This is a genomic window from Pseudoalteromonas sp. S3776 (assembly GCF_005886915.1).
Lineage (GTDB): Bacteria > Pseudomonadota > Gammaproteobacteria > Enterobacterales > Alteromonadaceae > Pseudoalteromonas.
Genome location: NZ_PNCU01000009.1, coordinates 38,591 through 64,492 on the forward strand (window position 1 = coordinate 38,591; position 25,902 = coordinate 64,492).

21 protein-coding genes are annotated in these 25,902 nt (G+C 40.4%); 16 read left to right on the top strand and 5 right to left on the bottom strand.

Features of this window, described 5'->3' with window-relative positions; translation table 11 throughout:
- Positions 1–45: 45 nt before the first annotated feature.
- Genes CWC16_RS05335 through CWC16_RS05350 form a run of 4 tightly spaced genes read left to right on the top strand, consistent with a single transcriptional unit; the run spans position 46 to position 4,715 of the window.
- A complete protein-coding gene (locus tag CWC16_RS05335) occupies positions 46–744 on the top strand; it encodes a fimbrial biogenesis chaperone (protein ID WP_055014050.1) in 699 nt (232 codons plus the stop codon).
- Positions 744–1,472, top strand: a complete 729-nt coding sequence (locus tag CWC16_RS05340; RefSeq protein WP_249929186.1) for a fimbrial biogenesis chaperone — start codon at positions 744–746, stop codon at positions 1,470–1,472. The genes CWC16_RS05335 and CWC16_RS05340 overlap by 1 nt, the downstream gene beginning before the upstream one ends.
- A complete protein-coding gene (locus CWC16_RS05345; RefSeq protein WP_249929187.1) occupies positions 1,469–3,880 on the top strand; it encodes a fimbria/pilus outer membrane usher protein in 2,412 nt (803 codons plus the stop codon). The genes CWC16_RS05340 and CWC16_RS05345 overlap by 4 nt, the downstream gene beginning before the upstream one ends.
- Positions 3,870–4,715: a hypothetical protein gene (locus CWC16_RS05350; RefSeq protein ID WP_138540793.1), complete on the top strand. Its 846-nt coding sequence runs from the start codon at positions 3,870–3,872 to the stop codon at positions 4,713–4,715. Before CWC16_RS05345 ends, CWC16_RS05350 begins: the two co-directional genes overlap by 11 nt.
- On the opposite strand, the gene CWC16_RS05355 is transcribed toward CWC16_RS05350, so the two are convergent.
- Positions 4,705–5,295, bottom strand: a complete 591-nt coding sequence (locus tag CWC16_RS05355) for a LuxR C-terminal-related transcriptional regulator (RefSeq protein ID WP_055017176.1) — start codon at positions 5,293–5,295, stop codon at positions 4,705–4,707. The genes CWC16_RS05350 and CWC16_RS05355 overlap by 11 nt on opposite strands.
- 412 nt (positions 5,296–5,707) lie before the next feature.
- Between CWC16_RS05355 and CWC16_RS05360 the strand changes: the two genes are divergently transcribed.
- On the top strand, positions 5,708–7,930 hold the full coding sequence (locus CWC16_RS05360) for a TonB-dependent receptor (protein ID WP_138540794.1): 2,223 nt from the start codon (positions 5,708–5,710) through the stop codon (positions 7,928–7,930).
- Between the two features lie 268 nt (positions 7,931–8,198).
- On the opposite strand, the gene CWC16_RS05365 is transcribed toward CWC16_RS05360, so the two are convergent.
- Positions 8,199–8,963 carry an outer membrane protein assembly factor BamD gene (locus CWC16_RS05365; RefSeq protein WP_055017177.1) on the bottom strand — a complete coding sequence of 255 codons (765 nt, stop codon included), beginning with the start codon at positions 8,961–8,963 and terminating at the stop codon, positions 8,199–8,201.
- 141 nt (positions 8,964–9,104) lie between these two features.
- Here CWC16_RS05365 and rluD point away from each other — a divergent pair, with 141 nt between their 5' ends.
- The 3 genes from rluD (at position 9,105) to clpB (ending at position 13,486) form a co-directional block, all read left to right on the top strand.
- Positions 9,105–10,082, top strand: coding sequence for a 23S rRNA pseudouridine(1911/1915/1917) synthase RluD (rluD, locus tag CWC16_RS05370; RefSeq protein ID WP_055019196.1), 978 nt, complete (start codon positions 9,105–9,107; stop codon positions 10,080–10,082).
- Complete coding sequence (pgeF, locus tag CWC16_RS05375; RefSeq protein WP_138540795.1) at positions 10,082–10,813, top strand: peptidoglycan editing factor PgeF; 732 nt, start codon at positions 10,082–10,084, stop codon at positions 10,811–10,813. The genes rluD and pgeF overlap by 1 nt, the downstream gene beginning before the upstream one ends.
- A gap of 96 nt (positions 10,814–10,909) precedes the next feature.
- Positions 10,910–13,486, top strand: coding sequence for an ATP-dependent chaperone ClpB (gene clpB / locus CWC16_RS05380; RefSeq protein WP_055017178.1), 2,577 nt, complete (start codon positions 10,910–10,912; stop codon positions 13,484–13,486).
- 41 nt (positions 13,487–13,527) lie between these two features.
- Here the strand turns inward: clpB and CWC16_RS05385 are convergent, their stop codons facing one another.
- The gene (locus CWC16_RS05385) at positions 13,528–15,075 is read right to left on the bottom strand and encodes a methyl-accepting chemotaxis protein (protein WP_138540796.1); all 1,548 of its coding nucleotides are present in this window, start codon (positions 15,073–15,075) and stop codon (positions 13,528–13,530) included.
- A 701-nt stretch (positions 15,076–15,776) separates the two neighbouring features.
- On the opposite strand from CWC16_RS05385, the gene gshA reads away from it, so the two are divergent.
- Positions 15,777–17,363: a glutamate--cysteine ligase gene (gene gshA / locus CWC16_RS05395; RefSeq protein WP_138540797.1), complete on the top strand. Its 1,587-nt coding sequence runs from the start codon at positions 15,777–15,779 to the stop codon at positions 17,361–17,363.
- A 133-nt stretch (positions 17,364–17,496) separates the two neighbouring features.
- Positions 17,497–18,108, top strand: coding sequence for a transglycosylase SLT domain-containing protein (locus tag CWC16_RS05400; protein WP_055014039.1), 612 nt, complete (start codon positions 17,497–17,499; stop codon positions 18,106–18,108).
- A 59-nt stretch (positions 18,109–18,167) separates the two neighbouring features.
- On the opposite strand, the gene CWC16_RS05405 is transcribed toward CWC16_RS05400, so the two are convergent.
- Together CWC16_RS05405 and CWC16_RS05410 are read right to left on the bottom strand one after the other, a co-directional pair.
- The gene (locus CWC16_RS05405) at positions 18,168–19,436 is read right to left on the bottom strand and encodes an HlyC/CorC family transporter (protein ID WP_138540798.1); all 1,269 of its coding nucleotides are present in this window, start codon (positions 19,434–19,436) and stop codon (positions 18,168–18,170) included.
- A gap of 61 nt (positions 19,437–19,497) precedes the next feature.
- Positions 19,498–20,304, bottom strand: a complete 807-nt coding sequence (locus CWC16_RS05410) for a cytochrome C assembly family protein (RefSeq protein WP_055014038.1) — start codon at positions 20,302–20,304, stop codon at positions 19,498–19,500.
- Between the two features lie 253 nt (positions 20,305–20,557).
- Between CWC16_RS05410 and ffh the strand changes: the two genes are divergently transcribed.
- The 6 genes from ffh to tyrA all read left to right on the top strand — a co-directional run bounded on the left by ffh (position 20,558) and on the right by tyrA (position 25,696).
- Positions 20,558–21,937 carry a signal recognition particle protein gene (gene ffh / locus CWC16_RS05415; RefSeq protein WP_055014037.1) on the top strand — a complete coding sequence of 460 codons (1,380 nt, stop codon included), beginning with the start codon at positions 20,558–20,560 and terminating at the stop codon, positions 21,935–21,937.
- 251 nt (positions 21,938–22,188) lie between these two features.
- A complete protein-coding gene (gene rpsP, locus CWC16_RS05420; RefSeq protein WP_055014036.1) occupies positions 22,189–22,437 on the top strand; it encodes a 30S ribosomal protein S16 in 249 nt (82 codons plus the stop codon).
- Between the two features lie 17 nt (positions 22,438–22,454).
- Positions 22,455–22,991: a ribosome maturation factor RimM gene (rimM, locus tag CWC16_RS05425; protein ID WP_055014035.1), complete on the top strand. Its 537-nt coding sequence runs from the start codon at positions 22,455–22,457 to the stop codon at positions 22,989–22,991.
- Complete coding sequence (gene trmD, locus CWC16_RS05430) at positions 22,991–23,758, top strand: tRNA (guanosine(37)-N1)-methyltransferase TrmD (RefSeq protein WP_004587325.1); 768 nt, start codon at positions 22,991–22,993, stop codon at positions 23,756–23,758. Before rimM ends, trmD begins: the two co-directional genes overlap by 1 nt.
- A 33-nt stretch (positions 23,759–23,791) precedes the next feature.
- Positions 23,792–24,151, top strand: a complete 360-nt coding sequence (gene rplS, locus CWC16_RS05435; RefSeq protein WP_004587324.1) for a 50S ribosomal protein L19 — start codon at positions 23,792–23,794, stop codon at positions 24,149–24,151.
- Positions 24,152–24,562: 411 nt separating this feature from the next.
- Positions 24,563–25,696 carry a bifunctional chorismate mutase/prephenate dehydrogenase gene (gene tyrA, locus CWC16_RS05440; RefSeq protein WP_138540799.1) on the top strand — a complete coding sequence of 378 codons (1,134 nt, stop codon included), beginning with the start codon at positions 24,563–24,565 and terminating at the stop codon, positions 25,694–25,696.
- The last annotated feature ends 206 nt before the right edge of the window (positions 25,697–25,902 follow it).

Here is a 25,902-nt window from a genome sequence, read left to right on the forward strand (position 1 = left end):
AAAAAGGCAGTGAATAACCACTGCCTTTATTTAGGAGGGAATTCTATGCATGCTTTACTTATATTAATATTCTGTTTGTTTTCTTTTTCGGCTAACGCCTTTCAAGTGAGGCCAATGGTAGCTGATCTCAGCTCTCAGGGTAGTCAATCACAGCAGACGCTTCGAATTATTAACCCGTCAGATAAACCGTTAACTATCGATGTTTCTGCATATAATATGAGTATAAGTGATACAGGAGTCGAGTCTTTAGAGGAAAATGAAGACGATTTTTTAATTATTCCTATGACAACAATCATCCCACCTGGAAATAGTCAATCGATTATCGTTAGATATATCGGGGAGCCTATTATTAAACATTCCAAGTCGTACAGAATTACCGTAGAACAAGTGTCGGTAGATCTAAATGATAATGCGCAGTCTGGGGTTGGTATGTCACTTAGTTTTAGAACCCTATTTAATGTTGTGCCTGAAAATGCTAAAGCTAACCTTATAGTTAAAGAAAAAAAACAATTAGCAGAAAATCAATGGAGTGTGTCGTTAGAAAATCGAGGAAATAAATACTTACGTCTTTCTAAAGGTCAATGGAATATTAAATCTAAAGGTAAAGTATTAACTTTAGAAGGTATGGAGCTAAGCAAAGCTCTTTCAGGGAAAATTCTACTACCCAATTCAAAAAGTAATATTGCAATATCGATACCTAAAGAATTTCAAGCTGATGATAGTCAGCTAGAGGTTGTATTCTAATGTTTAGTATTCAGTGGCTCAGTCGATGTTTAGTAATATTAATTTGGAGTATTACTATTTCGGTTGATGCACTTGAAGTAACACCTATGGTGGTTACACTATCCCCGCAGGAGCCTTCAAAAATACCATCTAGTCTGGTTTATAATCAATTACCCAGAGAAATTGCATTTGATATTGAAGTACACGAAATTGATTTTTCCACACCCAGCCCATCTTTAAAAAAGCTGGAAGACTCTCCGTTATGGGTCTTTCCTCCCTCTTTATTTTTACAAGAGGGGCAAGGCCAGAAAATTCAATTTAGGTGGATTGCCGAGAGTTTTCCGAAATATGATAAAAGCTATCAAGTAAGTTTAGTTGAGCAGCCTTTGGCTTCTAATATCGATAGTGATACCTCGCAACTTAAAATATTAATGAATGTAAATTTAGTTGTTCACGTGCACATGGATGAGTATTTACCAAAATTAAAAATACTCACATCAACAATTGAAAGTGGGGAGCTTTTAACTCAAGTAAAAAATGAAGGAAGAGGCGCAACTCGTCTCAGGGATTACGAAGTTAAAGTGACTACTAATAAATCAGTTGTGACTGCGTTTGAAAAGCAAGCTTTATTAGAAAATGGATACGATGTTTTTTTTGCGCCGTATGCTACACAAACCATAAAAATTAAGCTCCCAGAAAATATTGAAAGAGGCAAGGTGGAGCATTTAAGTTTAGATTTAGTGCAATGAAAATTACAGCTGCGTTTTTATTCGCTATGTTCTTTTTTCCACTTACTGTGTTTTCAAAAATTAATCCTTCTAACAGGACAATTGAGCTTAATGTGTCTGCTCAACTGAATAAAAGTTCAATCGGTCAGGTTTTACTTAAAGTCGATAAAGATGATGCCCTTTTTTTAAAGTGGAATGAGTTAGAGCCTCATTTTCGCCAAGTATTACTTGAAGAAAAAGAGGAGGAACTGTTCAAGGTGTTAAAAGGTAGTTCATTAGCGGTAACTTCACTAAAAGAATTGGGTTTTAGTGTTGTATTTGATATGAGTGATTTTAGCTTGGATATTATTGTTCCAGTAGAGTTAACTCGTCCTCAAAAATTAAGTGCGCAAAAACGTAGAAAAAAATTAAAGGCTATTGAACCAGCAAAAGCCAGTGGGTTTGTCAACGCTTATGCAAGCTATGTTCATCAAGATGATCAAGAACAGCAGCAAGCTCAAGAGCAATACGCGTTACGCTCCGAAATCGTGGCTAGTTGGCAAGGCTGGGTGGTAGAAAATGAGCTTGAATATAACAAAATATCTCAGCCTTCCTCTTCAATTTTTAAACGCCGGGGAACTCGGTTAATTCATGATTTACCAAACTTAGGTATGCGCCTTTCTATTGGGGATAACTTTAGTTCAGGTGGCTATTTTCAAAATTCCTCTCGTTTATTGGGCTTTTCATTAGCACATGACTTTTCTCTATTATCAGATAGGCCTATAAGACCGACTGCTTCACAAAGCTTTACCCTGCAGAGCCCTTCAAGTGTGGAGGTATATGTAGATGGCCGTATTATTCAGCGTCTTAATTTAGTTGCGGGCATTTATTCTTTAGATGATATACCTATAAGCGAAGGTAGTAATAATATTTCTCTAAAAATTACTGATATAGCAGGCGTTGTTCGCTATGTAAACTTTGACGTTGCAACTGGTTTAGATTTATTTGCTAAAGGACAGCTTGAATATGAAATTCACTTAGGTGTACCGGCTCAAGCTGGCGATAGGCTCAAATATGAGGAAAATTCCTCCTTCCTTAGTGCTTACCTAGATTATGGTCTCACTCCAAGTTGGACTGCAGGCTTTACAGTCCAAGGAGATAAATACGCTCAGCAAATAGGCACTAAACAAATTTATGCTGCTAAGGTGGGTCAGCTGGCTTTTGAGGGAGCACTTAGCTTCGCTAAACACCAAGGTTATGCCTATCGTACAGTTTATAGTAGCTATAATATGAGCAACCTAGGAAGTGAGTTTACGTTTGGTTATGAATACACTTCAAAATACTTTACAGCTTTGGGGTTTAGGACCCAGGAAGCGTTCAATAACCGTTACACAGAGCATTATGCGCAAGCGAGTTATAGCTACTATGTTAACAGTAGGACATTAGCATCTTTCTTTGCAAACATCTCTCGTGAACATGAGGGTGAACAATTTGATCAATCTATGGGTTTAAATATTTCAGGAGACTTAGCCAACAGTCAGTGGAGGTATACAGCTGGCGCGCAATGGGATGACCTCAGAGGTGAAAAGCAGTGGGGGCTCAGTTTATCATTGACCTATAAATTCAATAATCAGCACAGGATTAAATTATCTCATCGCTCCAAACGTGATAAAACAAGACTAGAGTTTACGCAAGATAGTAACCAACGGTTTGTTGGTGCGTTGAACTTACGAGCAGGGCTCGAAAATAATGATTTAAATAAAACTATCTTTGATCTAAACATGCAATATAACGCAAATCGTTTTGCTGCTAACCTAGAGCATGCAAGTTTTTACAAAGATTTAAATGCCCGCTCTGCTTATCATCAAAGTCGTTTAAGTGTAGCATCGAGCGTCGCTTTTGCAGACGATACGTGGGCATTCGGAAAACCTATATACGATAGTTTTGCACTCGTTAACGCCCATAAAAGCTTAGAAAATAAAGTAATTACATTAGGCCGAGTTGAGGACGAGTATAGAGCCGATAATAGCGACTTTAAAACTATATTGCTCAATGACTTGAGCTCATATGACAGCATAAACATTCCTGTTGATATTGATGATTTAGCCCCCGGCTATGACATAGGCTCTGGCATGCTTAGTTTTTACCCGCAGTATAAAACTGGGCACAAAGCAATAATTGGCACTGCAGCAAATATTTCTGTTATTGCAACTCTTCGAAGCAAGGACGAGGCTCCCTTAGCCTTAATGGTTGGAAAGGCCATTTGTTCAAGTGATGCATCTGGTAAAGAGTATACCTTTTTCACAAATAAGCGAGGCCGCTTTGCTATAACAGGCCTTGCTCCTTGTCGCTATGAAGTAACCTTGCAAAATAAAGTCAATACTAAATTTTTTATAGACGTTCGTGATGCAGAACAACTTCAAAGAAAAGGGGTTATTTATGTTCATTAAAATTGTGTATTTAGCAATAAGTATATTTACGCTATCTTTAGCTTGTAGAGTTAATGCTCAGTGTGATGCAAGTATTGGTGAAGTTGAATATTTGTTTGATGACTTGTCTTTTTACAACATAAGATCACGAGTCGATGCTGAGAAAGTAATTCGTATAAGTACAGTAAATACAGCGGGTTGTACCTTGTATTTTGGTATTTCTTCTCAAAATCAAGGCTACTTCAAAAGTAACTCTCAAGTTATCGATTATCAAATTCTATTAGAAAATCAGTTATTAAGCAGGACAATTAGTCATGTGAAATTAAGCAATAACGTAGTTGATATTAGCTTGGTAATACCTGCAGGGACCCCCGTGAAAGCGGGGAACTACAATGATAGGCTTCAGTTGATACTCTATGACGAAAGTAAACAAATTATGGATGAGAAAGAGATTGAAATTGAAACGAACATCCAACCACGTACTAGTTTATCTTTATTAGGCTATAACACTTTTTCTAACACAGTTTATTTGGGGGAGTTAAAGCCTGCACAAACCTATTCAATGTTACCCAGTCTACAAATAGTAACCAACACTGATGTCCAACTTAATGTAGCTTCAGAAAATAAAAGTCGTTTAATACATGCTATTTATAGTACTAAATATGGTATTAACTATACATTGCAGTTAGGCGCAGAAGAAATTAACTTAGCAAAACCTTCAAGTTTAAACTTCTCTTACTCTGGGCAGACGGAGTTTTTTATACCGCTTAGTATTCAGTTGGAGGACTTTACACGTCAAGCTGCTGGTGAGTATTCAGATGTAATACGCTTTCAAATAAGCCCGCTTAACTATTGACTTTACTTAGGTTTTTTTGACACCAAAGTAATGCTTGTTGCTTATTTTTTACAGATATTTTTTGATAAATTTTATGTAAATGCACTCTTACAGTGGCTTCACTAATGAATAGACTATCTGCAATGGCGCTAGAGTGTAAACCGGAGAAAAGCAAATTTAATACTTTAATTTCCTTACAAGTGAGATTACTAGATTGCAAGGTGGTTTGTTGTTCAGAGGCTAACATTTGCCTCATCCAGCTGTCAGTGACATCACGTGGAAACCAAAGTTTACCTTGTTCAATGGCTTCAAGACCTTGTTGAAAAAGTGAATCATCTGAACTTTCATAGAAAAGGCCCTTTAAATTAGGCCATTCTTTTAAAGCTAATACGTCACTATTTTTAGGTACATCAAATATAACTAAACTTTTATATCCGTTGTCCTGCATAAACTTGTTGATAAGTTCATAGGTCGTTATTACGTTAAGTGCTTGGTAATTAACTAATAAAATATTGTAGTTAGCTGCTACACAGAAAAGTGAAGTATAGTCTGGACTATTAAAGCACTTTATATAGTGTATTGGAGTATTTTTAATATCCATAATTTCTGTCCATAGATGCAATAGTAATACTATATTGCTATTTTTGGTTAATATCAATCATAGTGCATAGTCCGATAAGCTATACCTAGCGTAGATTGGTGTATTTTATGGAATAATGAAGGCTTTGTATGTGAACAGCAGAGGTAACATAGTTAATATAAAAAATAGCAGCGTCTACATTTTATAGAGGGAGTTTTTTCACGTAAGTTATCCAATAAAAATCAAAAGTTATAATTAATTAGTACTTTTATGTTTACTAAATGAAAGGTTTTATACATTTCTTCACAAATATGTAATATAATGCCCTTCCAGAGGAAAGATGCTATTAAGCGTCTTTTTTTATGCCCAAAACTTATTGCCTTAGCCAATAAGTTCGCATAATTAAATTATACGGTATCCTTTGGAGAATATTTTGAAACTACGCAAACTCTCACAGTTAAGCCTAGCAATTGTTGCTGCACTCACTACCTCTGTAAATGCTGAAGAAGTTAAAACAACAGCAAAACAAGACGCGTTTGAAAAAATCGAAGTTACAGCTCGTAAACGTACAGAGAGCTTGTTTGAATCTCCAACCGCTATCACATCAATTGGTGCTAACTTAATTGATAAAGCCAATATGAGTAACCTAGAAGATATTGGTAAATACGTTCCAAACTTAAATATTACTCGCTACGGTGTAGGTAATGCGGCGCATGCCTCTGTGTTTATTCGAGGTATTGGTCTGCAAGATCACATAATTACAACCGATCCGGGTGTCGGTGTTTATTTAGATGGTGTTTACTTAGGCCGTCAAATGGGGTCAAACTTATCGTTACCAAATGTAGAGCGTGTTGAAGTTCTTCGTGGTCCACAAGGTACATTATATGGTCGTAATACATTAGGTGGCGCAGTAAATGTAATTACTAAGCAGCCCGGTGACGAAGGGATTGTTACAACCTCGGCTAAAATTGGTAGTCGCGGACGTATTGCTGGCGATGTTTACTTTAATAACTCGTTGACTGATGACGTGAGCATGTCTGCAAGTGCATCTTACAAAACACGCGACGGTGTGGGTGAAGCAGTTAATTTAGCTAACCCAGAAAAAGAAATTGGTGAAGAAGAAGAGTTTAGTGGCCGCGTAGCCCTTAAATGGCAGGCCACTAGTGATTTAGCGTTAACTTTTTCACTTGACGGTGTTGATAACGAATCAGGTCAATCACCTTACACTATTGAGTTAACTGAGCCGCTTGATGCAAACGATGTATTTAATGGTGACTTCCCACTATTAACACAGGATCTAATTCCTTCTGACCCAGATGATTTAGGCACTACTGTTGCGGGTATTGAATCTACCTCTTACTCAGGGTGGGGGACGTCATTTACCGCTGATTGGGCAATTGATGATACGTACGCGGCTAAATTTATTTCAAGTTACCGTACTTCTGAATACGAAGGTGGACTTGATGATGATGCGTCACCACTTAACTTATCTGAGTTCCCAGAAGAGGGTGGTGCAGACCAATACTCGTTTGAAATTCAACTAAATGCTACCTATGACAATATGGACTTTGTATCAGGCCTTTATTTCTTTAATGAGGATGGCTTTACACGTTCAGGTCCATTTGTATTTAGCCCATTTAATACACCAAATAGTTTATTAAACGATGGTGTAACACCTTCATTTGGTGGTTATGGCGAATTTGAGATTAACCAAGAAACAAACTCATACGCTGTATACTTTAATACAAGTTATGATTTAACAGATGATTTAAGTATTGGCGGTGGACTTCGTTATTCAAAAGATGAGAAAGATGCCGATGCGATTTTCCCTACATTTGCTGAACGTAAATACGTAAGTGCAGAGTTTGACGCTGTAACGTGGGATGTAAACGCATCGTATCAAATCAGCAATAACATGAATGTATATGGTCAAATTCAAAAAGGATACCAAACCGGTGGCTTCCCTCCGCGTCCTTTTGGTGGCCCAGATCAGTTTGTATCGTTTGATGAAACCAAAGCGATTAACTACGAAATGGGCTTAAAAGGCCAAGTACATGAAAATGTATCTATGATGTTGGCTGTATTTGTAACAGATTATACTGACCTTGCTTTACCATTTTCAGACCCTACTGCAGGCGGTGGTTTTGTAACGATTGTTGAAAATGCCGGTGAGTCTAAAGCGCAAGGTATTGAGCTTGAAACCACTGTTGCCATTACAGACGACTTTACAATTCGCAGCTCTGTCGGTTACTTAGACTCTGAAATCACAGAAGTTGATGCAGGCGTACAAGGTATTGGTAAAGGTGATTCGCCAGCATTAACGCCACGTTGGACTGTAATGGTAGCCCCTTCTTACTTTATGGATTTAGACAGCGGTGCAACCGTTGCATTTAATGCTAACTATTCTTACAGAAGTGAAATGCAAGGCCAGTCAGTTTACAATGAAAGTGAAACTATTGATTCGCGTGAGTTAGTTGGTTTTAATGTTTCTTACACTAACCCGTATGGCGATATGGAAGTAACCTTATACGGTGAAAACGTATTAAATGAGGTTTACGATGTAGGTCGTTTGCAGCAGTCAGGTTTTGTTGGTGTAATGCGCAGTAATGACCGTAGCGAGTTTGGTTTAAAATTCAAAAAAGACTTTGAACTTTAATAACCCATAATGAGTTAACTAAAAGGTAAGCTTAGGCTTACCTTTTTTGTTTTTGCGCCAGTAAAAAGTCAAGCTTAGGGCCACACGGTGCACCTCTTTGTAACATGCGTGTAGTGCTGTGCTATTGATATGACCGGTGTGGTGCGAAGGCTAACCACTAAGTAATATAAAGCACTATTAGCATCAGGTAACCTTGTTTTTAGGTAATAAAAAAGCCCTCAGTGAGGGCTTTAAACAATTTAGGTTTGATTAAAAACCGCTATCAAACTTATTTATTCGACTTATTGTATTCACGCGTTAGTCTTGCGTGCTCACTTAAATCTTTCAAGCCAAGCTTTTCGTAGCTTTTTTCCATCATCTCAAGGGCTGGATCTAAATAGCTGCTTTGCGAGTAATGCTCAACAACGTACTTACCACGATTAGCGGCCGCTAGGTAAGCTTCACGTTCGTAATAGTAGTTTGCTACTTTTAGCTCGTAGCGCGCCATGCGGTTTAATAGCCACACTAAGCGGCGTTTAGCCTCTGGTGCGTAATCACTTTTTGGAAAGCGTTTTACAAGCGTTGATAAATCGGTAAATGCAACACGGGTACGGTTGGCATCGCGGTCAGCTCTGTCTATGCCAAAATACTCTTGGAAGGCATTTTTATCAGCTTTAATATTAACCAAACCACGCATGTAGTACATGTAATCTAAATCTTTGTGATTTGGGTTTAAACGAATAAAGCGGTCGATTGTCGCTAATGCTTGTTCTGTATTACCTGATTGGTAATGGGCATACACTAAATCCATTTGTACTTGCTTTGAGAAAGGCCCAAATGGGTAGCGTGAATCAATAGCGGTTAATAACTCAATTGCTCGGGCGTATAAACCAGAGTCAAGTGTTTGTTTTGCATCTTCATACAAAGCGTGTGCAGATTTGTTAGGAACGCGTTGGATATCTTCTTGGTCAGGCGCAGAAGAACAGGCCCCTAAAGTAAGTACAGAAGCTGAAAAAACAATGGCGAATGCACGTTTCCCTATTTTATTTATCATTTTATTTGTTACCTTCGATGTCTTCGGCTAGGCCACGGCGGTAAAACCGAGTAAACTATGCGTATTATATTATGCTTTTATTAAAAGCGATTCTAACCCAGTCAGGCACAGCTTGCACTGGTAAATTGGGTAAAGTTACTAATGTCAGAACAAATTTCACTTCAAGCCGAGGTTCCTACCGAGTTAGGTGGTAAACGTCTAGACCAAGTATTAGCGCAATTGTTCCCTGATTATTCACGTTCACGTATAAAAACATGGATATTGGATGATAAAATCACCGTTGACGGTGAAATCTATAACACACCGCGAGAAAAACTACTCGGAGGTGAAGTTGTAAATGTTGAAACCAGCATTGAAGCACCACGCGAATACGAAGCACAAGATATCAAATTAAACATTGTTTATGAAGATGACGATATTTTGGTTATCAACAAACCTATGGGCCTAGTCGTCCACCCTGGTGCAGGTAACCCAGATGGCACAGTGTTAAATGCATTGTTACATCATTTTCCGGATATTATTAACGTACCGCGTGCTGGTATTGTGCACCGTCTAGATAAAGACACTACAGGCTTAATGGTGGTGGCTAAAACTATTCAGGCGCAAACACATCTAGTTAAAGCACTGCAAAAACGTGAAAACTTCACGCGTGAATACGAAGCTCTATGTAATGGCACTATGACAGCAGGTGGCATGGTTGAAAAGCCGATTGGCCGCCATCCTACGCAGCGTACACACATGGCAGTTCACGAAATGGGTAAGCCTGCCATTACACATTACCGTGTTGCTGAAAAATTCCGTGCTCATACACGTTTACGCCTCCGCCTAGAAACCGGACGTACACACCAAATTCGTGTTCATATGGCGTATATAAACCACCCGTTAATTGGTGATAGAGCTTACGGCGGCCGTCCTCGTCCACCTAAAGGTGCTACGCCAGAGCTATTTGAAATGTTACGTACATTTAATCGCCAAGCTTTACATGCAGTAAAATTAAGTATTGCGCACCCTATTACGGGCGAAATGATGACCTGGCAAGCGCCTATTCCAGATGACATGGTGGCAATGACTCAAGTGCTTAGAGAAGATACAAAAGCTAACCCTGACATAGAGTATTAATGACTTTTTTGTCAGCACCATGGCCTAATTTAACCTCGGTAGGTACGTGCAGTACCACCCGAGAAGGCGGCGTGTCAAAGCCGCCTTTTAACAGCTTAAATCTAGGCTTACATGTTGATGATACTCCAGAGCACGTGCTAAAAAACCGTGCTTTGGTAGAGCAATCCCTCCCAAAACCGGCACTTTGGCTTAATCAAGTGCACAGTGCTGATGTGCTCTGTGTTGATGCAGATTTTGATTTTCAAACATTACACACTGCTGATGCGTTGTATACCCAAGTTATAAATCAGCCTCTTGCTATTATGAGTGCAGATTGCCTACCTATTTTGCTTGCAAGCCATGATGGCCGCGAAGTTGCAGCTGTGCATGGTGGTTGGCGTGGTCTCGAAAAAGGGATCATAAAAAATACGCTTGCCTGTTTTAGCGCGCCTAGTAAGCAAATATATGCGTGGCTTGGTCCTGCTATTGGTGCTGAGCTATTTGAAGTTGGCGACGAGGTCGCTTCGCGGTTTATTGCAAAATCCCCGCTGTTTAAAGAGGCGTTTAAATTGCAAAGCAATAAAAAATATTTGTGCGACATTTACCTAATCGCTCGCATCGAACTTGAGCAATTAGGCGTTATAAATATTAGCGGTGGCGATTATTGTACTGTTTCTCAGCGGTCACTGTTTTTCTCTTATCGGCGAGAAGGCAAAACAGGGCGCATGGCAAGTTTGATCTGGCGCAAATAAACACTATTTCCCCACAATATTCATCTTAACACCTTGAACAATTCTATTAACATACCCATTTATTAAGCAATTAGTTTATTAAATAGGTAAACCCTCATGCGTCTAGATAGATTCACAAGTAAATTTCAATCTGCGCTTTCAGATGCTCAGTCGCTAGCATTAGGGCGCGATCATCAATTTATTGAACCTGTACATTTAATGTATGCGCTTTTACAGCAAAATGGCTCTAGTGTGCGTGCTTTGCTTGCTCAAGCAGGCGTGAGTGCAGATGAGCTCAACACCAAGCTTTCTCAAGAAATAGAAAAGCTGTTTAAAGTTGAAGGAGTAGGAGGCGACGTACAGCTTTCTAATAATATGGCTTCGCTTATTAACTTATGTGATAAGTACGCGCAAAAGCGTAAAGATAAGTATATTTCGAGCGAATTATTTGTACTAGCGGCCTGTGACGACAAAGGCCCTTTAGGTGATATTTTTAGAGCGCTTAATATCACTGCAACTAAAATAGAAAGTGCCATAAAAGCAATTCGCGGTGGCCAAAAGGTCGATGACCCTAACGCCGAAGAAACCCGACAAGCACTTGAAAAATACACCATTGATTTAACCGAGCGCGCAGAACAAGGTAAGCTCGACCCCGTTATTGGGCGCGATGACGAAATTCGCCGCACGATTCAAGTTTTGCAGCGCCGTACCAAAAATAACCCCGTGCTTATTGGTGAGCCAGGGGTAGGTAAAACGGCCATTGCTGAGGGGTTAGCCCAGCGCATTATAAATGGTGAAGTGCCAGAGGGCCTAAAAAGTAAGCGTGTTTTATCGCTAGATTTAGGCGCGCTGGTGGCGGGTGCTAAATACCGCGGTGAATTTGAAGAGCGTTTAAAATCGGTGCTTAACGAACTGGCCAAAGAAGAAGGCCAAGTGATTTTGTTTATTGATGAAATTCATACCATGGTGGGCGCCGGTAAAACCGACGGCGCTATGGACGCTGGCAACATGTTAAAGCCAGCGCTGGCTCGAGGCGAGCTACACTGTGTGGGCGCCACTACGCTTGATGAGTACCGCCAATACATAGAAAAAGATGCTGCACTTGAGCGTCGTTTTCAAAAAGTATTGGTTGAAGAGCCCTCAGTTGAAGATACGATTGCCATTTTACGCGGCTTAAAAGAGCGCTATGAGTTACATCATTCGGTGGATATTACCGACCCAGCCATTGTTGCTGCTGCGCATTTATCGCATCGCTATATTAGCGACCGACAATTACCCGACAAAGCCATTGATTTAATTGATGAGGCTGGCTCGTCAATTCGTCTGCAAATAGATTCTAAGCCTGAGTCTTTAGATAAGCTTGAGCGCCGTATTATTCAATTAAAACTTGAAGATAACGCTTTAGCCAAAGAAAAAGACGATGCAAGCCAAAAACGGCGCAGCGAAATGCAGCAGCTTATTACCGATTTAGAAGCGCAATATCGAGAGCTTGATGAAGTATGGAATGCAGAAAAAGCTTCGTTACAAGGCACGCAAGTAATTAAAGCTGAGCTTGAACAAGCGCGCCTTGATTTAGAGGTTGCCCGCCGAGCAAGCGATTTACAGCGCATGTCGGAGCTGCAATACGGAAGAATTCCAGAGCTTGAGCGAAAACTTGATTTAGCCTCGCAAGCTGAAATGCAAGAAATGAGCTTACTAAAAAACCAAGTAGGCGAAGACGAAATTGCAGAAATACTCTCTCGTTGGACTGGGATCCCAGTATCGCGCATGTTGCAAGGTGAGCGAGAAAAGCTGCTAAAAATGGAAGAGCAACTACACAGCAAAGTGATAGGGCAGGATGAGGCAGTTGTTGCAGTAGCAAATGCGATACGCCGCTCTCGTGCAGGGCTTGCCGATCCTAATCGGCCCATAGGTTCGTTTTTATTCTTAGGGCCTACTGGGGTGGGTAAAACAGAGCTTACTAAAGCGCTTGCAGGTTTTATGTTTGATACAGAAGATGCCATGGTGCGTATCGATATGTCTGAGTTTATGGAAAAACACGCTGTAGCACGTTTAGTGGGCGCACCTCCCGGTTATGTTGGTTACGAAGAAGGCGGCTATTTAACCGAAGCCGTTCGCCGTAAGCCTTACTCTGTCATTTTGCTTGACGAAATAGAAAAAGCGCATCCCGATGTATTTAATATTTTATTGCAAGTACTCGATGATGGCCGCCTTACTGATGGGCAAGGGCGTACGGTTGATTTTAAAAATACGGTTATTATTATGACCTCAAATTTAGGCTCAGACATTATTCAAGAGCAAGCGGGCACAAACGACTACGCAACGCTTAAGAGCAAGGTTATGAATGTGCTTGTTAACGAATTTAGGCCAGAATTTATAAACCGTATTGATGAAACCGTCGTATTTCATCCACTTGCCAATGAGCATATTAAAGAAATTGCCGATATTCAGCTTGTTAAATTGCGTGAGCGTTTAACAGAAATGGGCTACTTATTAGAGATCAGTGATGCGGCGCTTGAAAAAATTGCCTCCAGCGGGTTTGACCCTGTTTACGGTGCTCGGCCATTAAAACGAGCTATTCAGCAAACAATCGAAAACCCATTGGCGCAGCAACTATTAGGGGGCGATTATAACCCTGGCGATATTGTTGTGATAGATGCAAACGAGCAAGGCCTGATTTTTTCAAAACGCTAATATAGGCGCACAATAAGCCGCCAAGCAGGCGGCTTATTGCTTTATACTTTAAATGTATAAAGCAAGTTGTTTACTTTTTGTGAGCCGGCAACTAATTCTGCGGCATCTTTAGCAACGTCAAAGCTCAACGCTAAGTTGTCGTTACTTACCTCTTTTATATTATCTACATTATTAGCAATATCATGGCTCACCATCTGCTGCTCCTCTGCAGCCGTTGATATACTGTTTGTAAGTAATGCTATTTCACTAATTTGATTGAATATACTATCGAGCTCATGGTGTGTTTGCTCGGTTGTTTGAACGCAGCCCTCTGCTTGAAGTCTTGTATTTTGCATTACCTTAGACCAATTAACTAACGTATCTTGGATATCCTTAATCGAGCTGTGAATTTGCCCTGTAGCAGTTTGCGTACGAGACGACAGTGCACGTACTTCATCGGCTACCACGGCGAAACCACGGCCATGCTCTGCAGCTCTTGCGGCTTCTATTGCTGCATTAAGTGCTAATAAATTAGTTTGCTCAGCAATGCCTTCAATCTCATTCATTACTTGGCCTATTTTATCCGCTTCTTGTGCGAGGTTGTTTGCGGTATTAGCGGCGTGATCTACATGAGTAGCCAGCTCAGACACCATTTTTTTGTTATCAACAATATGTTGTTTTATATCTGCGCAACTATGTTGAGTAGAGTTAACTTTATCGGCAGTATTTGTTGTACTAGTTGAAATATCACCAATCGTAGCGGTCATTTGCGCCATAGCGGTAGCGATTTGTTCAAGTTGTGTACTTTGTGCCTCAATACCTTTTTCGGTGAGCGTCGATTTATCATCGAGATTTTCAGCAATGTTATTAAAGGCATAGGTGGCATCTTTTACGCGCCCCAATACGGTTCTGAGCTTAGCAAGTAACATTTGCTCTTTATAGTCACTCACACTTAGCGGCGAGTTATCGCAAAAAACATAGCGCGAGATAGAGTCAGAATGCTGTTTATAGGCGTTTAATTTAGCAGGGGTTGCCACAAGCTCTTGATAATTTAAGGCTAAAATAAGCACGCAAATTAATACGTTGATAGCTGCTGCCAGAATCGAAAAAGCAAACCCACTCATAATTACCCAACTAAATACAACAGCTAATGTAAGCATCTGGCGTAAGCTTGTGTGCTCTTTAAAATTAAAAGTGGCTTTACCGTTATTTAATTTCTCGTATAGTTTATGGGCTGTTAAAACATGTTTTTTATCTGGCTTTGTACGTACAGATTGATATCCAACTAATTGATTACCTTCAAAAATAGGTGTTACAAAAGCATCAACCCAGTAATACCGGCCATCCTTACAACGATTTTTGACTATCCCTCGCCATGAATGGCCACTTTTTAACGTACTCCACATTTCTTTAAATGCTGCTTTGGGCATATCAGGGTGGCGTACAATATTATGATTTTTACCAATGAGTTCCTGTTCACTAAAGCCTGCTACATCGCAAAATGCTTTATTTGAATAGGTAATAACTCCCCGTAAGTCGGTAGTAGAGACTAATTGTTGAGAATCACTAAAGTGGACTTCTTCATTTATTAAGCTTTGATTATGACGCATGTTAGTTTTAATCATCCTTTTTAATTAACTTGTTATTGTATTGGGTAAACTTAATGAGGTGAAGTAAAGGCAACGCACTGAATAATAATGTTACTAAAATCGCGACTTTTTATGATCTATATCAAATTTTGCGCTTAAAATATTAAGGCTTGTGAAGTCTAATCTAGTAATTCACGGTCTTTAGGCTTTAGGGCGTGTTGATCTTTGATGGTTGAATTTGCAGCAGTATGTTTGGCTTTTAGGCAAGGCAGAGCCTATGAAGTGTGGTTACTCCCCATAAATAGGCGATAACGCAGCATAAATGCCAAACATGCGCTGCCCTTCGGGTTCTGCCTAGGGGCGATAAACTCTTTGTTGCCTACATGGATGTAGGTAAGGGGCGTGAGCAGGACGCGGAAGCTTTGCTTGGTTTTTACTTAGCCCACTAGGTTACAAACCTCGCGCCGCGATTTTAATCGCCCCTAGATTGAACAAATTTCAATCCGCAAAGTTCAACACGCCCTGGTAAAGCGATTGTATAATAGTATTAGCAGTGGCAAGATTAGCTAGCTGGTTGATGCTAATTGTATCAAGCGCATGCTCAATAGGGTAAATAGTTAACAATTTTGAAAAATTATATTGTTCTTAACAATTTAGTCTTGAGTATGGGCAATTAGCCCCCATAACCGTAAGATTAAGCCACGTGGCCGAGGAAGCATTTTTTGACTATACATGATTTATCTAGCGCGCTTAACGCGTTATCTACCACACCGCATCAGCAGGCAATTAAAGGGATCAAACGTGGCATTGAGCGAGAGTCGCTACGTATTAAAGGTAATGGTGCCATTTCCACTTTAGGGCATCCTAAAGGTGTAGGTAGTGCATTAACAAACGGGCACATTACTACTGACTTTTCAGAGTCATTACTTGAGTTTATTACCCCTGTTAGTGAATCTGCGACAGAAACTTTAGCACAATTAAAAGACCTTCAAAAATTTACACTTGAACACATGGGCGATGAGCTTTTATGGCCTATCAGTATGCCATGCTTTATTGAAGATCAAGATGACATCGTACTGGCTCAATTTGGTAGCTCAAATACCGCACGCATGAAAACGTTATACCGTGAAGGCTTAAAAAACCGTTACGGCAGTATGATGCAAGCAATTGCAGGTGTGCATTTTAATATTTCTTTCCCAGAGTCTTTTTGGCAGTCTTTACATACCCTAAAGCAAAGTGAGCAAAGTCTAGATGCATTTATTTCGGATGGTTATCTAGCGCTTATCCGTAATTTTAAGCGTGAGCTTTGGTTAATTAGCTACCTGTTTGGTGCCTCACCAGCCTTATGTAACTCTTTTTTACAAGGGCGAAAAACTGACTTACCATTTAAAAAATTAGGTAAAGGTACACTTTATTTAGAGGTAGGCACGGCACTTCGCTTGGGAGATTTAGGCTATACCAATAGCGCACAATCTTCATTACGCGTCATGTATAACTCGCTAGATGAGTACGTTGCTGGGCTTAAAGAGGCAATCAATACGCCTTCTGATCTATACGGTGATATTGATGATTACACCACGGCTACGCCTAAGCAACTTAACAAAAACATTCTTCAAATCGAAAACGAATTTTACTCGCCAATTCGCCCCAAACGTAATGCTAAAAGTGGTGAAAAACCAACGGATGCTTTATTAAGAGCCGGCATTGAATATGTTGAAATTAGAGCACTTGATGTAAATCCGTTTAGTGAAACCGGTATTGATATAGATCAAATACACTTTTTAGATGTTTTTTTGACGTATTGTTTATTAAAAGATTCGCCAGAAATGCTGTGGAAAGAGCAAGCCCGAAGCACAGAGAACTTAGATACAGTGGTTAATCAAGGACGTCAGTTAGGTGTTATGCTTAATGACAATAACCAACAGCGTACTTTGCAAAGTTGGGGTAAAGAGATTTTTGATCAATTAAGTGAAGTAGCTAAGTATATGGATAAGGCGTATGGGGTGACCTATTACAGCGAAACCATAACAAAAATGGCTACCTGGGTTGATAACCCAATGCTGACTTTTTCGGGACGCTATATATCTGAACTGGAAAGTGCAGGTATAGATAATGGTGTGTTTGCTATCCAATTAGCTAATAAATATAAGCAAAGTCATGCAGAATCTAACTACAACGTATTTTCTAAGCAATGGCTTGAGCAACAAGTTGTTTCTTCAAATAAAGCGCGTGAAGAAATAGAGCGCGACGACACGCTAAGCTTTACTGACTTTTTAGATGAATATTTTAATGCTAAAGCTGTTGTTTAAGCTTTTTTAAGCAAAAAAAACGCAGCCCAAGTGGGCTGCGTAAATATTCTTCAGGGATGAAACAATGCTATACTGCTGCATTCATATACTCAGACCCACACTTTTTTAAAAAGTTCAGTGAGATCGTATAAAAATGAAAAAAAATGCAATTATTTTATCTTTTGCCCTCTCTTTAGCAGGGTGTGCCACTGCGCCACCAAAGCAACCTAATGATCTTTGTAAAATTTTTGAAGAAAAGCCGGACTGGTACTTTGATGCAAAAGACGCACAAGAAAAGTGGGGTTCGCCTAAACATGTTCTTATGAGCATGATGTACCAAGAAAGCTCGTTTCGTCATGATGCTGCCCCTCCGATGGAATATTTTTTATGGATTATCCCTACAGGGCGTGCCAGTGATGCTTACGGGTACTCACAAGCAAAAACCCCAACATGGTCTGACTATATTCGTGAAACGGGTAATAGCGGTGCTGATAGGGATGACTTTGATGATGCAATCGATTTTATGGCGTGGTTTGTTTATAAAACACATAAAGTAAATAAAATATCTAAATGGGATGCTTATGCGCAATACTTAAATTATCACGAAGGGTGGGGCGGTTATAAACGCGGTACTTATAAAAAGAAAAAGTGGCTAATGAGTGTTGCCAATAAAGTTAAGCATCGGGCAAGTCGTTATGGTGCGCAGCTTAAACGGTGTGAAGACGAGCTAGATAAAGGTTGGTTTGAGCGACTGCTTTTTGGCTAACTACTTACCTTAAAAGCAAAAAAGGAGCCAAGGCTCCTTTTTTAACGCGTTATTTAAACTTATAACTTACGTTGATTAGGCTTAATTTTTACCTGTTTAATCATATTCTCTTTTACCTCTAACACTTCCACAGGGTAGCCGGCTATTTTAAGGCTTAAATTAGCATCTGGAATGTCTTCTAAGTATTCTACAATTAAACCGCTGAGTGTTTTAGGGCCATCAAGAGGAAATTCCCAGCCCATTTCTTTATTAAGATCGCGCACGTTAGCCCCGCCATCAACAAGGTAAGAGCCATCACTTTGCGTGGTTACCTCTTCACTGGGCGTACGTGTTTGTGTGGTCGTGAAATCGCCAACCACTTCTTCAAGAATATCTTCAAGGGTTACGAGACCTTGTATGTCGCCATATTCATCAACCACTATACCAATGCGCTCTTTTGATTGTTGGAACTTTAATAGCTGGGTATTTAGAGATGTTCCCTCGGGGATAAAGTAAATCTCACGGACCGCACGTAATAATGACGGTTTATCAAACTGCTCTTTGGTCAAAAGACGAAGAGCATCGCGCGAATGAATAAAACCGACGGCGTCATCGATATTATCGCGATAAAGTAATACACGGGTGTGCTGCGCATGAGTCAATTGACGGCTGATGATCTTCCAATCGTCGTTAATATCAATCGCTACTATTTCGTTACGCGGGATCATAATATCTTCAACGGTCACTTGTTCTAAGTCTAAAATAGACGTCAGCATGCTTTGGTGGCGAGCTGGAATCAATGCACCCGATTCATTCAACACCGATTTTAGCTCTTCTTTGCTCATGCTATGTTCGTCAATTTGTTCAGCGCTAATGCCAAATAAACGTAACATTCCATTGGTCATCCAGTTAACAACAACCACAAAAGGGAATAGAATTTTAAGTAACCCTTTTAATACCACTGAGCTTGGAAAAGCGACTCTTTCAGGGTAGAGGGCAGCAAGGGTTTTAGGGGTCACTTCGGCAAAAATAAGCACAACGAGTGTAAGTACACCTGTGGCAATAGCGATACCTAAATCACCGTATAAACGAATACCTATAATAGTGGCAACTTGAGCTGCAGCAATATTTACAAGGTTATTACCTATGAGGATCAAGCCAATGAGTCTATCAGGGCGACTCAGAAGTTTGTTGACGCGTTTGGCAGCGCGATGGTTTTCTTTAGCAAGGTGGCGCAGACGAATTCTGTTAATTGACATTATGCCCGTTTCAGAGCCAGAAAAGTATGCAGAACATAAAATTAAAATACCGAGTATTATAAATAAAACACTCGTAGATATGCTGTCCAAAGAAGGATCCTTTTTTTATAAACCAATGCGTATTAAGCTAGAGTGAGCTGACAGAGTCAAGTTAAAACTTATTTAACACCACTTCTTGTACAAAACGGCTGCCAAAATAAGCAAGTGTGAGGATAAATGCGGCGACCATGATGGTAATAACCACAGGTTTACCTCGCCAGCCTTTTTTAATGTGACCAAGCGCAACAGTGATAAAAATAACCCATGCAACAAGTGATAAGACTGTTTTATGGATAAATTCTTTGGCGAACATGCCATCTAAAAATACAAATCCTGTCAGCAGTGCGAAGGTAAGGATAACCGTGCCTAAATTTAATAGTTGATAGAGCTGACGTTCCACCACCATTAAGGGCGGCAAATGGCTGTGCACAATTGCTAAATCTTTGCGCTTTAAACGTTTATCAATAAAGTAAAACTGCACGCCATATAAAGTGGCAATAATCAAAACGCAGTACGCTAATAATGACAGCGATATGTGTGCAATAAGCCCTATTTCAATACTTAAGCTTTGTAATAAAATGTGATGCGGAATAAACAAACTCGCAATGGTGAGTAAGGCTGCAAACCCATAAACGACCGGCAATAACAACGTAGCAGGGAACTTTAGCGAGACCGCAGTAACCGACACCACAATAACCCAACAGGTTAGCAGCGCTACATTCACAATACTCAAATCTTGCCCATCGGAGCGAAACACCGAATTAACCAACAACAGCATGTGCGCGAGTATTGCAACAGTACTTAAAATAACCGTCACCTTTTGGCTAGGGCCTTGTTGATGAAACAGGCGTGTTAACACATGAGACGTTGCTAACACATAAAATAAACTGGCAATAATAGTTAAACTAATAATTAGCATTATGCTTGGGCCACTTATAATTAGAGTCAAATAATTCTTGTTGTTATATACACATTGTATTTTATAGCAAAGCAATTGCATAGACCTAAAAAAAGAAACTCAATAAGCTATGCTTCAATACTGTATTGTGCGCCCTCATTTACGGTATACTGTTTTTAATTGAAATTTAATACTATTGCGCCCATCTAATAAGTAAAATGCGAATAAGCATGAGCTTATTGGGTCAATATAAACGTCTTATCGGAACCGTTACATGTTTGAGAACCTCCAAGAACGATTAGGTAAAACCTTAAAAAATATTAGTGGCCGCGGCCGTTTAACAGAAGACAACATAAAAGATACGCTGCGTGAAGTACGTATGGCGTTTTTAGAAGCTGACGTTGCGTTGCCTGTTGTTCGCGAGTTTGTAAAGCAAGTCAAAGAACGTGCCGTAGGTGTTGAAGTAACTAAAAGCTTAAGCCCTGGCCAAGTATTTATAAAAATAGTACGCGAAGAGCTTGAAAAAGCGATGGGTGAGGCCAACGAAGAGCTTAGCCTAAATGCGCAGCCGCCAGCTGTTGTTATGATGGCGGGTCTTCAAGGTGCGGGTAAAACAACCAGTGTCGGTAAACTTGCTAAATTTTTAAAAGAGCGTAAGAAAAAGTCAGTACTAGTTGTGAGTGCTGATGTTTACCGCCCAGCGGCTATTAAGCAGCTTGAAACACTTGCCAGCGAAGTTGATGTAGATTTTTTCCCAAGTGATATTTCGCAAAAGCCAGTCGATATAGCCAGCGCAGCTATTTCACATGCTAAAAAGAAATTTATAGACGTTGTTTTAGTTGATACCGCCGGCCGTTTGCACGTAGATAACGAAATGATGGGCGAAATTAAAGACCTTCATAAAGCAATCAACCCAATAGAAACATTATTTGTGGTGGATGCAATGACGGGTCAAGATGCGGCGAATACCGCTAAAGCATTCGACGAAGCGCTCCCTCTAACCGGTGTTATTTTAACTAAAACAGATGGTGATGCACGTGGCGGTGCTGCTTTATCTATTCGTCATATTACCGGCAAGCCCATTAAATTTATGGGTGTGGGCGAGCGTACAGATGCATTAGAGCCGTTCCATCCAGATCGTATCGCATCGCGTATTTTAGGCATGGGTGATGTACTTTCATTAATCGAAGAAGTCGAAATGAAAGTAGATAAAGAAAAAGCGGCTAAGGTCGCTGAAAAAGTATTTAAAGGCAATGGCTTTACCCTTGATGATTTTGCAGAGCAATTAAAGCAAATGAAAAATATGGGTGGCATGATGTCGATGCTAGATAAGCTGCCTGGTATGCAAAACTTACCCGATGCTGTAAAAGGCCAAATGGGTGACAAAACCTTCATTCAAATGGAAGCCATCATCAGCTCTATGACCAAACAAGAGCGTGCCCGCCCTGAGATTATTAAAGGCTCTCGTAAAAAGCGTATAGCCGCAGGCTCTGGTACACAGGTACAAGAGATAAATAAACTGCTAAAGCAGTTTACGCAAATGCAAAAAATGATGAAAAAAATGAAAGGTAAAGGCGGCATGCAAAAAATGATGCGCGGCATGAAAGGCATGTTACCACCTGGAATGATGGGTGGCGGTGGCCCTAAATTTTAATGTAGCGCTATTAATACCTGCTATATAATGTATAACAAAAGGGCCAATTGGCCCTTTTTTGTTGAATAAATTATGCGCGTAGTGCATGCTAATCTATTAATTGTGGCTCAGATCATAGTTTAACCTACTAAAGTGGCTTTTTGCTTCACTTCTTACTTGCATTGTTGCTAAAAACTCGTACAATTCCCCAGCTCCCCATACTGGGGAGTAAATCTTATTAATGAAAACAGTCAATCTATTTAGAGGACGGTATGGTAACTATTCGTTTGCAACGTGGTGGCGCTAAAAAACGCCCTTTCTATCAAATTGTGGTTGCGGATAGCCGTTTCTCGCGTGACGGTCGCTTCATCGAGAAAGTTGGTTTCTTTAACCCAATTGCTTCAGGTCAAGAAGAAAAACTTCGTTTAGATTTACCTCGTGTTGATCACTGGGTAGGTCAGGGCGCAGGTCTTTCTGATCGTGTAGCTAAGTTAGTTAAAGACGCTCGTAAAGCGGCTTAATAGGCGTAAGTGTAACCATGAGTCAAGAGAACACCTCATCAATTATTGTCGTAGGAAAGCTCGGTGCCCCATATGGTATAAAGGGCTGGCTTAAGGTACATTCATTTACTGATGATCCCCAAGGGATCTTCGATTTCAGCCCGTGGTTGATAGGGCAACAAGGTAAATGGCAGACCTTAGAAGTGGTCGACTGGCGTCGCCACAACAAAGGCTTTATCGCTAAGATTGCGCAAGTAAACGACAGAGACGAAGCTATGGCTTATACCCATGCAGAGATATCTGTTGATTCAGCGCAATTACCAGAACTCCCGCAAGGTGAGTTTTATTGGCGAGATCTCATCGGAATGACGGTTGTAACTGATAAAGGTTATAACTTAGGCATTGTTGATGACCTGATGGAGACAGGATCAAATGACGTCTTGGTTGTGAAAGCAAACAAGAAAGATGCATTTGGTCAAGCTGAGCGTTTGATTCCTTTTTTAACTGATTCAGTGATTAAAGACATTAAACACGAAGCGAGAGAAATTACCGTAGACTGGGATCCTGGGTTTTAATGACTCAAACTAGTTCATTGTGGGTTGGGGTGATAAGCCTTTTCCCTGACATGTTTGATGCAATTACACACCAAGGTGTAACCGGTCGCGCAGTGAAAAATGGCTTAATTGACTTTAACTGCTGGAATCCACGTGATTATGCTTTAGATAAGCATAGAACCGTAGATGATCGTCCTTACGGGGGCGGCCCAGGTATGTTAATGATGGTTGAACCACTAAAACAAGCCATTCTTGACGCTAAAAAAGCGGCAGGTGATGGCGCAAAAGTAATTTATATGTCCCCACAAGGGCGCAAATTGGATCAGCAAGGGGCAAGCGAGCTCGCAAACTCTGAAAAGCTGATTTTAATTGCCGGTCGCTATGAAGGTATAGACGAGAGAATAATAGAGTCATACGTTGACGAAGAATGGTCAATTGGTGATTTTATTTTGAGTGGTGGTGAATTACCTGCCATGACATTAATTGATGCAGTAGCGCGATTAGTGCCAGGCGTGTTAGGTCATAACCAGTCAGCAGAGCAAGACTCATTTTCGGATGGCTTGCTAGATTGTCCTCACTATACACGGCCAGAAACATTGGACGACAAACAGGTGCCTGCTGTATTACTCAGTGGAAACCACCAAGAGATAGCAAAATGGCGGCTTAAGCAGTCATTAGGCAGAACTTGGCTACGACGTCCTGACTTGTTGCATAACCTAGCTCTGACTGAGGAGCAAGCGGTATTACTCGCACAATTTCAGCAAGAGTACCAAAAAGCTTGTGGCTAGAAGACAGTTACACCTAGGAAAGTGAGAAACATAATGGCAAAAGTAAACCAAAATATTATTAAAGCGCTTGAAGAAGAGCAGCTTAAAACAGACGTACCAGCATTCGGCGCTGGTGATACAGTAGTTGTACAGGTACGTGTAAAAGAAGGTAACAAAGAGCGTCTACAGGCCTTTGAAGGTGTTGTAATCGCTAAGCGTAATCGTGGTCTTCACTCAGCATTCACAGTTCGTAAAATTTCGAGCGGTGAAGGTGTTGAGCGTGTATTCCAAACGCACAGCCCTCTTATCGATAGCGTAACAGTTAAGCGTCGCGGTGCGGTTCGTCGTGCTAAGCTTTACTACCTACGTGAGCGTTCTGGTAAATCTGCACGTATTAGAGAAAAACTTAACTAATACGCGCTGTTTATCAACGCAAAGAAAACGGGTTGCAGCCTCACGGTTGCAACCCGTTTTGGTTTCAAGTATTAAATAACATACTATTTCTTCACAAAAGCATCCCTCTGTATTAATACAAATTCGCATCGATACTTAATCATTTTGTGGGGCTCAACGTATCGCTTCCTGCGTTAAAAATTCTGATTTAGAACAACTAAATAGCGTTTTTTTATCTAGTTATGAACACGTTTTTCCAGCCTCAAAATTAATCACTTAATTAAACGAATTGGTATGGGGAAATTTCACCCGCATTACTACATTAGCCTTTTCACTCATACTTGATCCTGTTAGTATTTAACGTATTGATTAGTTTACTTAAATGTAAATTTTAATTTACGAAATGAGTTGTTTATAGGTGGAATGAGAAACGTGGCTGAATTAAGTGATTTATCACAATTACGAGATGGCATAGATGAATGCGATGCGCAATTAGTTGCTTTACTTGCAAAGCGAAATGCAATAACCCAAAAAATTGGGGCTATTAAGCAGCAAAGTGGTGCTCCTCTGCATGCCCCTGAAAGAGAAGCTGCTTTGTTAGCTGCTCGTCGTGATGAAGCTATTAAGCAAGGAGTCAGCCCTGAACTAGTTGAAGACATATTAAGGCGCATGATGCGCGAAGCCTATCAAAACCAACAAGCTAAACTTGCCTGTGCAGCTCCTGATTTATCACCTATTGTGATTGTAGGTGGGCAAGGGGCTATGGGCCAGTTATTTGCTCAGCAGTTTATTCGTTCAGGTTATGAAGTTAAAATTTTAGATAAAGGTCAGCAAAGCGAGGCTAAAGCCATTTTAGCTGGCGCAAAGTTAGTGATGATCAGTGTGCCTATCAATGCACTTGGGGCCGTGGTTGCTAAGCTACCTAAACTTGATGATGATTGTTTGCTTGTTGATATTACCTCCGTTAAGCAATCACCCATTAAGGCACTAAAGGCAGCACACTCTGGGCCCGTTGTTGGTTTACACCCTATGTTTGGCCCTGATATTTCTCACTGGGTTAAACAAACCGTAGTTGTGTGTGAAGGCCGCGCGCATGATGCGGCAAAAGGCTTACTACAGCAGTTGCAAGTATGGGGTTGCCAACTAGTTGAGCTAGATGCTAAAAAGCATGATGAAGCAATGCAAATAATACAAGTAATGCGCCACTTAACGACGTTTGTTTATGGGCAATTTTTAGCAAAGCAAAGCCATACGCTTGAGGAGCTAAGAAGTTGCTCATCTCCTATTTACCAGTTAGAGCTGATGATGGTAGGGCGCTTATTTGCGCAATCTCCTGAGCTATACTCAGATATAATGTTGGCCCAGTTTGATAATGTTGAGAGTTTATTAGCGCAGTATCAAGAGACCTTTGCACAAACTCTTGAAAAGTTAAAAGCGGGAGATAAAGGGGCACTCATCGATGCATTTGCTGATGCTAAAGCGTATTTTTCAGACTCTACTGCGCACTTTTTAACACAAAGCCGTAGTCTGCTAAATAAAGCAAATGACGCCAAGGTATTAGATTAATACCAATCCGCATTAATACTTAATCGTTTTCAGGGGCTAAACGTGTCGCTATCTGCGTTAAAAAATTCTCATTTACGACTGCATGGATGCAGAAGGTAGAGCAATGCAGGAGCAATTGCCGAGAACAACTAAATAGCGAATTTTTTGCCTTGCTATCAACACGTTTATCCATCCTCAAAATAGATCACTTAATTATGCGGATTGGT